Origin of the sequence: Mycobacterium simiae (genome assembly GCF_010727605.1) — a bacterium.
Classification (GTDB): Bacteria; Actinomycetota; Actinomycetes; order Mycobacteriales; family Mycobacteriaceae; genus Mycobacterium; species Mycobacterium simiae.
In genome coordinates, this window is sequence record NZ_AP022568.1 from 4969182 (window position 1) to 4981193 (window position 12012).

A 12012-nucleotide genomic window follows, 5' to 3' on the forward strand; every position below is an offset into this window, starting at 1 on the left:
GCTTAGGTATAGCCCGAATGTCGCTTAGCGATAGCCCGCTGGGTAATAGCGGCGGCCACGGTGGTGGCGCGACCATCGTGATAGCCGCCAAACGCGGAGTCGATCCCAGCCGCAACGGAATCGGCCATGCGGCTCATGAACCTCGGGCAACCAAAGAATTCGCGCGGCAGAGAGGCGAGATCGGCATGGCCTACGGCGATTTTCAAAACGAGATCTACTTCAGAGGTCTTGGCGGGACCGTGCCGACGTTGCCGATGGCTTATCACGAACTTGAGCAACGCGCGCAGGCCGCGATGGTTCCGTCGACCCTGTCTTATGTGGCCGGCGGGGCCGGGGACGAACGCACCCAGCGCGCCAACGTCAGCGCGTTTGACCAGTGGGGCTTGATTCCGCGGATGTTCGTCGGGGCAGCTGTGCGGGACCTCTCGGTGCGATTGTTCGGCATGACCCTGCCTTCACCGCTGTTTTTGGCGCCGATTGGGGTCATCGGCTTGTGCGCCCAGGACGGACACGGCGACATCGCCACCGCGCGGGCCGCTGCGCGCACCGGTGTACCGATGGTCGCGTCGACTCTCACCGTTGATCCTCTTGAGCAGGTTGCGCCCGAACTCGGCTCGACGCCAGGCTTTTTCCAGCTCTACACGCCCACCGAGAAGGATCTGGCGGCCAGTCTGCTGCAGCGCGCCGAGCAAGCCGGTTTCGAAGCTATCGTGGTGACTCTCGATACGTGGATCACCGGATGGCGCCCCCGTGATTTGTCCTGGTCGAATTTTCCTCAGCTGCGCGCGCTGTGTCTGGCTAACTACTTCTCCGATCCGGTCTTTCGCTCGTTGTTGGTCAAGTCGCCGGAGGACGATCCGCAAGCCGCCGTGATGCAGTGGACGCGGATTTTCGGCAATCCGTTGCAGTGGCACGACTTGGTGTGGCTGAGGTCCTTAACGCGGTTGCCGCTGATCGTCAAGGGGATCTGTCATCCAGAGGATGCGCGGCGGGCCAAAGACGGCGGAGTGGACGCTATCTACTGCTCCAATCACGGTGGGCGACAGGCCAACGGCGGCTTACCGGCTCTGGATTGTCTGGCCGCGGTTGTTGACGCCGCGGACGGTCTGCCGGTGTTGTTCGACTCCGGGGTTCGCAGTGGCGCCGATGTGATTAAGGCCTTGGCCCTGGGAGCGACCGCGGTGGGCATTGGTCGCCCCTATGCCTACGGGCTCGCCCTCGGCGGGGTAGAAGGAGTTGTCCATGTGCTACGCGTGCTGCTGGCCGAAGTCGACCTCATCATGGCGGTCGACGGCTACCCAGCGATCAGTGAGCTCACTCGCGAATCACTGAAGGAAGTCAAATGCTAAGGCGAATAGGACATTTAGCCAGACAGCCGACCTTATTCTGTGGGGTCAATGCGAGGCCCCGGCTGACGACACGCAGTACTAAAAATGAGGAGCAACACCATGGATGACGCGATCATCGCCGCCTTCACTGACGCGCTGAGCGGTCCGGGCACCGTGATTAGCAACCCCACGACGCTCGCCGAACGTGGCCGAGACTTTTGGGGTCTTGGTGGTCAGCCTGGCTTGCTGGTGCGGCCCTGTACGCGTGACGAGGTTGTCTCGGTCGTCCGCATCGCCGATCAACATCGCCTCCCTTTGGTTACTCGCGGTGGGGCGACGAACTGCGCTGGTGCGATGATGCCTAACCCCGACCGCGTGTTGATCGACTTGTCCGCCATGAACCAGGTCCTCGCAATCGACCCCGTCGCCCACACTGCCCGCGTACAGCCCGGCGTCATCAACGCTGATTTACAGCAGCAGTGCGCCCCACACGGCTTGTGTTTCTCACCGGACCCCGTGTCGGCTCACTTAGCCACGGTCGGCGGAAACATCATGGAGAACGCCGGCGGCCCACACGCGCTCAAGTACGGCGTGACCTATAACCACGTCCTCGAAGTCGAGATCGTGCTCGCCGACGCCACCGTCATCCGGTTGGGTGCCGATGACGATGGACCCGATCTACTTGGCGTGCTGATCGGATCGGAAGGCACGCTGGGCATCCTCACCGAGGCCACGGTGGCGCTGCGCCCGATCGCCCCGGTCACCCGCAGCCTGATGGGCAGCTTTGCCACAGCGCACGACGCGGCCGACGCCGTGGCCGCTATCATCCAGACCGGGATTGTGCCCGCGGCGGTGGAATGGCTCGACCACGCCGGCATCGTCGGCCTACAGCAATTCACCGATACCGGCTATCCCACCGACGCGGGCGCGATCGTGTTGATCGATGTCGATGGCACTCACGAATCGGTAGAACGTGACACCGATATTGTGTCAGAAGTCCTGTGCCGCAATGCTGTCGAGGTACGTCGTGCCGACGACGAGGAGGCTCGCGCCAAGCTGTGGTACGGGCGCCTGCACGCTCCCGACGTAGTAGTGCGCAGCGGCAAAGGCTTCTTCATCGCCGACGTAACTGTGCCCCGTGATCGGTTTCCTGAGATGCAGGATGCTATCCAAGCAGCCGCCGCTCGCCACGCCGACGGGCTGCTCTTCATCATGGTGGCCGGCCATGCCGGAGACGGCGACCTGCATCCGTTCAGCTTCTACGATCGCGACAACCCCAATGCACCGTCAGCGTTGCGCGCCGCAAACGACGAAATCGTCGATGCCGCACTAAATCTCGGCGGCACAATCACCGGCGAACATGGTGTGGGCACCGAGAAACGCCGATTCATGACAAAGCGGTTTACTCCAGTCGAGATTGCCGCTCAGCGTGCCATCAAGCGAGTCTTCGACCCAGCAGCACTGTTCAACCCTGGGATTATGCTGCCCGATCGGTCACCCGTGGAACCCGACGTGAGTTCCTTCGAAGCAGCCGTCCGCGAGGCACTTGAGCGCTACTGGACGGACACGACGCAGCGCAACATGCCGGCCGTGCCAGTCACCGCGAGCGAGCACGCAGATATCCTGGTCAACACCGCGAACCTGAGCCTGGTGGTAGGCGCCGCGGTCACCCTCGACAAGCTCTCCCGTCACCTCGCCGAACACGGCGTCAGCTGCGCCGCGATCCCGTCTGTGGCAACAGAGCGCACCGTTGGCGAACTTATCGCCGAGGCCACCGGCGACGAGCGAAATGCGGTGCGTCACGGGCTGCTTGGTCTTGACGTAGTTCTTCCCGATGGGCAGGCCTCGGCGCGCTTCGGTGGCGAGAACATGAAGGACGTCGCCGGCTATGACACCAAACGGCTGTATATCGGTGGCCGCCATGCCTTCGGCGCCATCTCGACCGCCACTTTCAAACTCAGCGTTGACGTAGCACACCCCGGGTGAATCTGCGGGGCCCGCTCACCTAGATCCGCATCCCGGTGCGCAAACACCAGAGCAGTGATTCACCAGACTCCGGAGGCAACAATGACAACCGTCCGCGACGCAATCCTCGATTTGCTACGGTCACACAATCTGACCACCTGGTTCGGTAACCCCGGTTCGTCGGAACTTGCTTTGCTGCAGGACTTCCCAGACGACTTCCGGTACCTACTGGGGCTGCAAGAGATGGTCCCGGTAGGGATGGCTGACGCGTATGCACAAATCACCCGCCGACCCGCGCTGGTCAACCTGCACACCGCACCGGGCATGGGTAACGCTCAGGGCCAGCTCTACAACGCATTCGTGAACAAAACACCATTGATCGTCACGGCGGGCAACCAGCGACGCACCATGCAAAACCAGTACTGTCTGCTGACCAATGCCGAACCCACCACCGTGCCTAAGCCCTTCGTGAAATGGGCAGGCGAGCCGGCGGTCGCGAGCGAGGCCCCCGCGGTGCTTGCCCGAGCTATCCATATCGCTACCAGCCCACCGATGGGGCCCGTGTTTGTCTCGCTGCCAATGGATGACATGCCGGTCGAACTGCACGACGACCAGGCGGCCGACGTCGCCGTGCTGCGCGACCGGTCGGTGACCCACGCCACGGGATTTCCGCCGAATCTGGCGCAGCAGATCTGTGCAAGGTTGGCAGCCGCGACATCGCCGGCGTTGATCGTGGGCGGCGACGTCGAGCGCTACGGTGCGTGGGATGCCGTCATCGGGCTGGCCGAACGCACCCAGTCGGCGGTGTGGACCGCTCCATTGACGGGGTGGAGCGGATTCCCCGAGGACCATGCGTTATATCAGGGCATCTTGCCGCCCGGCGCGGGCTGGATCTCCCACTTGCTGGCTGGTCACGATCTGTTGCTGGTGATCGGTGCCCCGGTATTTCGGTACTACCCGCTTGTGCCGGGACATTATCTGCCCGACGGCGCCAGCCTGATTCACATCACGAACGATCCCGACGAGGCCGCCCGGGCACCCGTCGGGGATGCGATCGTCGCGGATGTGACCAGCGCGGCTCGGGCATTGTTGGCCGCGGCGAAAGCAAGTCAGCGATCGGCGCCGCCGCCACGGGCGGAGATTCCCCAACTCGAAGCCGCTGAGGTACCGCTGAAGCCAGAAGCGCTGTGGACGGCGGTCGGACAGGCTGCGCCGCCCGAGACACTATGGGTCAGCGAAGCCGGCAGTAACGAGGTAGCCATCACGAAAAGCATTCGGCCCGGCCGCCCACTCTCGCACTTGTCGGCTGCCGGCGGCGGGTTGGGCTGGGGACTGCCCGCCTCCGTTGGCGCCCAACTGGCGGCCGCCGATCGCCCTGTTGTCGCGCTGATGGGCGATGGCTCAATGCATTACGCGATCACCGCGTTGTGGACTGCGGCGCAATACCAGATCCCGGTCACGATCGTGGTGGCCTCCAATGCCGAATACGGTGTGGTCAAAGAATTCGGCGTGTGGGAAAAGACACCCAACGTTCCCGGCCTCGACCTGCCCGGGCTGAACGTCGTGGCGACGGCCGCCAGCTATGGCGTCGACGCGCACGAAGCCCGCTGTACCGACGAGGTCGTCGAGCTGGTGAAAAGCGGAATCGCCGATCGTCGGCGCCCCACCCTGATCAATGCACGCACCACCCCGGTTGGCAACTGACCCGTCCGACCGGAGTAAAGGAGGTGCTGGAGATGGAGCCTTCGCAGACCCCGGAACAAGGGGAGGGTGACGACCGGAAACGGCGACTGTTGCTGAAGAACGCCCAGATCTTCGATGGGATCTCAAATAATACGTTCACCGGTCATCTGCTCATCGATGGCTGCACCATCGCCGCTGTCGACACCTCACCCATTGCCGAAGACTCCCAGATGATGGTCATCAACGCCGCGGGCCGAGTGGCGATGCCGGGCCTGACCGACGCGCATGTGCATCTTGTCGGGATGGCCAACACGGTGAGGGATCTGATCACGGGCAGCCAAACACAGCTCGCTGCGACGACGCTGGCGCGTGCCAAAGATCTACTGCTGCGCGGATTTACGACGGTGCGGGACATGGCTGGTGACACGGCTGGCATCAAGCGGGTCATCGATGGCGAACCTGCGCTCGGACCGCGCATCTATCCCAGCCAGGCCGCGATCTCGCAGACCGCCGGCCACGGCGACTTCAGTTTCAGCTACGAGCGGCCGACAGCTTTGGGCGGACGGCAATCTCGTGGCGAACAGATCGGTTTCCTTCGCGTCGCCGACGGCGCCGACCGCGTTCTAGCCGCCGCCCGCGAACAACTCAAACTGGGTGCGTCGCAGATCAAACTCATGGTCGGCGGTGGTGTCGCATCGCTGTACGACCCGCTCTATACCGTGCAATTCACCTCGGCCGAATTGCGAGCAGCAGTGCAGGCCGCGCAGGACTACGGCACCTACGTAGCCACTCACGTTTACAACGTCGCGGGCATCCGCCGCGCTGTGGAAGCGGGTGTCAAATCCATCGAGCATGGTCATCTGTCCGACGAGCCGACCATTGCGATGCTGGCCGAACGCGATGTCTGGCTGTCGATGCAACCGTTCGCCGAGCATGACCACACCTTCTTGACGCCGGACAGCATGGAGAAGAACCGGCAAGTCTGTCAGGGCACCGATCGTGTGTATGGATGGGCCAAAAGCCACGGGGTGAAGGTGGCCTGGGGGACCGACCTGCTATTCGAACCGGAACATGGCGCAAGGCAAAGCGAGATGATGGCCCGTCTGGGGGACCACTTCACAACGCTCGAGGCGCTCAAAATGGTGACGTCGGGCAACGCCAGCCTGTTTCGTCTTGCGGGTGAACGTGATCCCTACAAGTCCGCCCGATTAGGAGAGCTGACCGTCGGCGCCTGGGCCGACGTGCTGCTGATCAACGGCGATCCGACCACGAATCTGGGCTTGTTGGCTGATCCGGGCCGCAACATCGCCCTTGTCATCAAAGACGGCATGATTGTCAAGAACATCCTCACGGCAACGCACGAATCTGCCGCCGCAGCACAGGGTTCGGCTGTGTGGACTGGACGCTGACAGGCATGCCGATGGCTGCTGAGAACCGGCATGCGATACGCGATGGCCAATTAGCCTGGGCCCTAGCGGGTTTGGTATTTCTTTGTGTGAGCGCCGCTGTTGGCTTCAACCTCAAAACCAGGTTGCTCAAGCCAGGCACTACTGAGACGGTCATCGACTTCGTCACGGTGCTCACCGGTTTTCTGGCCACCACGGCAGCGATCGTCATGGGCCTGTTGATCAACTCAGCCAAGACCTTCGTAGACGCGGCAAGAGATCATTGGGCAACGTATGCCGGCCAGCTCCTGCGCCTGGATCAATGCATGCGCAATTACGGCACAGAGTCGGAGCCCATCCGTGCTCAACTTCAAAGTTTCACCGCCGCCGGGATCGCCAACTTTTGGCGACACGAATCCGCGCCAACCGGACTCACCTATCCTGACGTGCGCAACATGTCTGCCGACGAGGTCAGTCTGACGCTCAACGAACTCCTCAACAACGTCAAACTTGGCATCCTGCGTTTGCAACCCCCCGATCCATTGCACGAAAAGCTCGCCGCCGACTGCCTCGAGCAATACAAAAAGTTCGCCGACACCCGATGGTCGTTGCTGCTCGAAGTCCAGCACCCAATGCCTGCCGCATTCTTCAGGGTGCTCATGTTCTGGCTGATGATCATTTTCGTGTGTTTCGGCATTCGAGCGCCTGACCATCCGGTGGCGATCGCGATGATCGCACTGGCGGCCACCACGCTGACGAGCATGATGTTCGCCGTGCGCGACATGGTCAACCCCTACGAGGGCATATACAACATTCCCAGCCGCAACGTACGTCGGGCTCTCGACGTCATGCTGCACTTCAACCCAGCGAATTAAGGTAGAGGAGAAAGCTGGTGTTCAGCTATTTGTTGGCGCTAAACCCCGTCGGGCAGGAGATCGTCAAGGTCGACGTCACAAATGGTGAATCAACCGTATTCATGCGCGGCTTGGATGCATTTCCCGACGGCATTGTTGTCGATCCGCAACGCAAACACATTTATTGGACCAATATGGGCCGACCGAGAGCGTCACAAGAGCGCGCGACGCAAACAGATGCGGACCTGGACTTCTCCAACAAGAACGGATCGATCGAACGTGCCGATTTCGATGGAAACGCACGCACGTACCTCCTGCCCGAAGGAGCATTCGTCACCGGAAAGCAGCTGGCCGGCGCGTGGGCGGTGGGGCGTCTGTACTGGTCTGACCGAGAGGGCGCCGCGGTGCGAAGCGTGCGGCTCGACGGGACAGACCAACGCGATGAGGTGCTGGTCGCCACCGACGACTACGACCGCGTTCTGCCGCGGAATCAGTGTGTCGGCGTCGCGGTCGATGAAGAGAATGACCATTTGTATTGGACTCAGAAGGGGCCGTCGGATGGAAACGACGGCCGGATCTTCCGCACGTCGCTGCGCGCGCCGATCGCTGAACGTGAAATCGAACTCTTGTGGTCTGGCCTTCCCGAACCCATCGACCTAGACGTCGACGCCTCATCGAGAACCATTTACTGGACCGACAGGGGCGATCCGCCCCGGGGAAACACCTTCAACAGCGCACGGATACCACCGACCGGTGCGCCCGGCGGCGAGATCACTGTCATATCCCGTGATTTCCACGAGGCGATCGGCCTGGCAATCGACAAGGAGACCGCCATCGCCTACATCGGCGATCTGTCGGGTGAGATCCGGGCTATCGACATTTCCCGACGCGTCAGCCGCGTCCTCTTCAAGGGGACGGGAAGCTTCACCGGAATAGCAGGCATCTAGAGGCGGATAACCAAACTTCAAGGGGTATGCATGATTTCGTCAAAGGTTCCATCTGCCCACGTCGCAGGAGCCATAGAGCTCGTCAGGGATCAGCTTGCCCGGCTGCACCGGCGTTTGGCCCCAGCCCCCGCCGTGATGATGGAAATGATCCTCGATGCCTGGGCTGCGCAGGCGATCACCGCGGCGGCTGAACTCGGCATTGCAGAGGCGCTGACCGAAAGACCATTGACGGCCGAGGAACTGGCCGCAGTGGTTGGCGCAGACGCCGGCGCCGTCAGCCGCTTGCTGAGAGCCTTGATCACGCGGGGTATTTTCCGTCAACGGCGCGACGGGCGCTACGACCTCACCCCGCTGGGCGACTCGCTTCGCAGCGACGTTGATATCTCGATTCGCGCCGTTGCCCGATTTGTGGGTTCACGCCAGCATCGGGAGCACTGGAGCCACCTCACCGACGCCATTCGCACCGGCCGAGCGGTCATTCCGGACCTGCGCGGAAAATCCCTTTTCGAGTACTTTGCCGAAGAGCCGCAATACTTTCAGATCTTCAACGACGCTATGACGAGTCTCAGCGAACTGGCGATTGCACCAGTGATCGCAGGCTACGACTTCACTCGCTATTCGACAATCGTCGACGTCGGTGGCGGGCACGGCCGGATGCTGGCCGCGATCCTTGCGGCTACGCCGCAATCCCGCGGCATTCTGTTCGACCAGCCGGACGTGGTAGCTGGAGCCGCGGTCTTACTCGAACAATATGACGTCGGCGACCGAGTCGAGGTGGTGGGCGGATCATTCTTCGACGGGATAACCGCGGGCGGCGATGCCTACCTATTGAAGAACGTGATTCACGACTGGCCCGACGATGATGCCGTGCGCATCCTTCGCAACGTGCGGAGCGCGGCCGGAGCCGACAAACATGTACTCCTTGTGGAATTCGTGATTCCCGAACACCACCGAGAATTCCTCGGCAACTGGTTGGACTTGGAGATGTTGACTGCTTTGGGCGCACGTGAACGCACCGCCGCGGAATACAGCCAACTGCTCAGCCGTGCCGGCTTACAGATGTCAGCGATCGTCGCAACGGCATCGCCGTTCAGCGTTGTCGAAGCGGTCGCCATCTGATCCACCTGCTCACCTGAGCTCGCGGCGACAGCGTGACAACGAGAGGAATGAACAAGTGGGCCAAACCGACGACGATGCTGAGCATCTCAGCGACATTCCACGCCGACAGCGGCGTTGGCCGCGGCGCACCCTGATGGGTATGGTCGCCGTCGTCGTCCTGGTGGTCATCGCGGCAATGACTGGGGTGGCGGCCATCTATTTCCAGGGCCGGTGGGATGGCGGCATTGACGGAGAATATGTCGCACTCGGTAGTTCGTTCGGCGCCGGACCGGGCGTGGGATCACGCGCAGACAACAGCCCCACCCTGTGCTGGCGGTCGGCCGCCAATTATGCCCATGAGCTCGCCAGGATGCGCAATCTCAAACTCATCGATGCAACATGTTCGGGGTCGACCGCCGAGCAAGCACTGCATGGCGGCCAGTATTTTCAACCGCCGCAAGTCGATTCGATAGGGCCCCACACCCGCTTAGTCACAATCACCACCGGCGGCAACGATGTCTTCTACCTGCCCAACATGTTTGGGTGGTCTTGCGCGAACAAGAGTGGCGGGACACCGGCGGCCTGGCATCCGCTGGTGTGCAAGACGACCAGCGTCGAGCAGGAGCAACAAGCCTTCGCGGCGCTGCCCGCAACGTTCGACCAGATTATCGCCACAGCACGAGAACGCGCCCCGAGCGCGGATATCGTTGTGGTCGACTACATTACTGTTTTGCCGTCGAGGGGCGCGTGCCCCGATCGGGTACCGCTCACCCCGGCCGAATTCGAGCGGGCCCGCGCCGCGGCCGCTCGACTGAAAGCGTTGACAGCCGCGGTCGCCGCGCGCAACAACGTGACATTGATCAAAGCGTCTGAACTCACCGCCGAACACGACGTGTGCTCGGAGCAGCCGTGGGTGTTCGGCTACACCTACCCGGCAACGCCGCTCAACTTCGGTCCGATTCCGTACCATCCCACCGCCGAGGCCATGAGCCGTGTCGCCGCCGCCCTCGACAAAACCATCGACTCCGGACTCAGGAACTAGCGAGACAATCGGGAACTAGTGAGAGACTCGCTTGAGAAACGAGGGACATCGATGAACTCACCACAACGATCGGCTGCGGGCTGGGATCGTCGCCGCCGCGCCAAGGGCGAACGACTGCGCGCCGGCGACCCCTACAGCGACGGAAAGGTGATCGTCGCCTCGAAGCTGAAAGATTTGCTGCACAACGTTATTCGGCCGGGCGACCGGTTGGCCTTGGAAGGGGACAATCAGAAGCAAGCCGACTTCTTGTCGCGAACCCTGGCCGACTGCGACCCGTCGATTCTGCATGATCTTCACCTACTGATCGGGTCGGTATCTCGGGCCGAGCACCTCGACCTGTTCGAGCGTGGCATCGCCACCAAGCTTGACCTGGCCTACGCGGGTCCGCAGAGCGTGCGGATCGCGCAATTGATCGAAGACGGCGTCGTACACGTCGGTGCGATCCATACCTACGTCGAGTTGTACGCGCGGATGTTCGTCGACCTGGCCCCCGATGTCGTCCTGCTGTGTGCGTCGGCCGCCGACCCCGACGGCAACCTCTACACGGGGCCCAATACCGAAGACACCCCGACCCTCGCCGAGGCAGCGGCGTTTCACGACGGGGTGGTCATCGTTCAAGCCGACGAGATCGTCGACACCAAATCCTTGCCACGGGTCGACATCCCCGGCAGCTGGGTCGACTACGTAGTTCAAGCCGACCGACCGTTCTACCTTGAACCGCTGTTCACCCGGGACCCACGCCATATCGGCGATGTCGAAATTCTCAAAGCGATGATCGCCATCCGCGGCGTCTACGAGCGCCACCAAGTGGTCTCGCTCAACCATGGTGTCGGATTCGACACCGCCGCCATCGAACTGCTCCTACCGACCTATGCGGACTCGTTGAATCTCAAGGGCAAGATCGCACAGCATTGGGTGCTCAACCCGCATCCCACGTTGATTCCCGCCATTGAGTCCGGTTGGGTCGAGTCGATTCACAGCTTCGGTGGTGAATCGGGCATGGAGCGCTATACCGCCGCCCGCCCCGATGTGTTCTTCACCGGTGTCGACGGATCGCTGCGCTCGAACAGGGTGCTGGCTCAACTCGCCGGCCAATACGCGATCGATATGTTTATTGGCTCGTCGCTGCAGATCGACGGAGACGGTAATTCCTCGACGGTCACCGATGGACGGCTGTCGGGGTTCGGCGGCGCTCCCAACATGGGTCACGACCCGCATGGCCGCCGCCATGCCACGCCAGCGTGGCTGAACCTCGCTTACGGCACGGGCGCCGGTCGCCGCGGCCGAAAACTGGTGGTGCAGATCGCCCAGACCTTCCGCGCTGGCGGTACCCCAACGTTCGTCGAGGAACTCGACGCAGTCGACGTCGGCAGCCAGGCCGCGATGCCCTTGCCGCCGGTGATGATCTACGGCGACGACGTCTCGCATGTGGTGACCGAGGAGGGCGTCGCTTACCTTTACAAAGCGCATTCGTTGGCCGATCGCCGCGACGCGCTGGCCGCGGTGGCCGGCGTCACGCCCATCGGGCGCCGCACCGACGCCCGCCGCGTCGCCGCGCTGCGTCGTGATGGACTCGTCGCATACCCCGAGGACGTGGGGGTCAGCACGCGGCTGGCCAGTCGATCGTTGTTGGCGGCGCGGAGCATCGGTGACCTCGTCGCCTGGTCTGGTGGCCTGTACAACCCGCCGGCGCAGTTTCGGGATTGGTGA

General features: G+C 62.5%; 9 protein-coding genes. All 9 read left to right on the forward strand.

Going from position 1 to position 12012, the window contains the following annotated elements:
- Nucleotides 1-185 precede the first annotated feature (185 nt).
- Nucleotides 186-1349, forward strand: coding sequence for an alpha-hydroxy-acid oxidizing protein (locus G6N33_RS23195; protein ID WP_044511939.1), 1164 nt, complete (start codon nucleotides 186-188; stop codon nucleotides 1347-1349).
- Between the two features lie 99 nt (nucleotides 1350-1448).
- Entirely contained in the window at nucleotides 1449-3314 is a 1866-nt protein-coding gene (locus tag G6N33_RS23200; protein WP_231382419.1) for an FAD-binding oxidoreductase, read from the forward strand.
- Between the two features lie 81 nt (nucleotides 3315-3395).
- Entirely contained in the window at nucleotides 3396-4997 is a 1602-nt protein-coding gene (gene mdlC, locus G6N33_RS23205; RefSeq protein WP_044506489.1) for a benzoylformate decarboxylase, read from the forward strand.
- 32 nt (nucleotides 4998-5029) lie between these two features.
- Nucleotides 5030-6385, forward strand: a complete 1356-nt coding sequence (locus G6N33_RS23210) for a metal-dependent hydrolase family protein (RefSeq protein WP_081662306.1) — start codon at nucleotides 5030-5032, stop codon at nucleotides 6383-6385.
- Complete coding sequence (locus tag G6N33_RS23215) at nucleotides 6370-7236, forward strand: bestrophin-like domain (protein WP_155945882.1); 867 nt, start codon at nucleotides 6370-6372, stop codon at nucleotides 7234-7236. Before G6N33_RS23210 ends, G6N33_RS23215 begins: the two co-directional genes overlap by 16 nt.
- Nucleotides 7237-7253: 17 nt before the next feature.
- Nucleotides 7254-8162 carry a hypothetical protein gene (locus G6N33_RS23220; RefSeq protein WP_044506486.1) on the forward strand — a complete coding sequence of 303 codons (909 nt, stop codon included), beginning with the start codon at nucleotides 7254-7256 and terminating at the stop codon, nucleotides 8160-8162.
- 30 nt (nucleotides 8163-8192) lie between these two features.
- Nucleotides 8193-9281, forward strand: coding sequence for a methyltransferase (locus G6N33_RS23225; protein ID WP_044506485.1), 1089 nt, complete (start codon nucleotides 8193-8195; stop codon nucleotides 9279-9281).
- A gap of 55 nt (nucleotides 9282-9336) precedes the next feature.
- Nucleotides 9337-10302 carry an SGNH/GDSL hydrolase family protein gene (locus G6N33_RS23230; RefSeq protein ID WP_044506484.1) on the forward strand — a complete coding sequence of 322 codons (966 nt, stop codon included), beginning with the start codon at nucleotides 9337-9339 and terminating at the stop codon, nucleotides 10300-10302.
- Between the two features lie 51 nt (nucleotides 10303-10353).
- Nucleotides 10354-12012: a malonate decarboxylase subunit alpha gene (mdcA, locus tag G6N33_RS23235; protein ID WP_044506482.1), complete on the forward strand. Its 1659-nt coding sequence runs from the start codon at nucleotides 10354-10356 to the stop codon at nucleotides 12010-12012.

Coding starts and splice junctions, on each gene's coding strand:
- G6N33_RS23195 (WP_044511939.1), top strand. CDS start 186: ATGGCCTACGGCGATTTTCAAAACGAGATCTACTTCAGAGGTCTTGGC.
- G6N33_RS23200 (WP_231382419.1), top strand. CDS start 1,449: ATGGATGACGCGATCATCGCCGCCTTCACTGACGCGCTGAGCGGTCCG.
- mdlC (WP_044506489.1), top strand. CDS start 3,396: ATGACAACCGTCCGCGACGCAATCCTCGATTTGCTACGGTCACACAAT.
- G6N33_RS23210 (WP_081662306.1), top strand. CDS start 5,030: ATGGAGCCTTCGCAGACCCCGGAACAAGGGGAGGGTGACGACCGGAAA.
- G6N33_RS23225 (WP_044506485.1), top strand. CDS start 8,193: ATGATTTCGTCAAAGGTTCCATCTGCCCACGTCGCAGGAGCCATAGAG.
- mdcA (WP_044506482.1), top strand. CDS start 10,354: ATGAACTCACCACAACGATCGGCTGCGGGCTGGGATCGTCGCCGCCGC.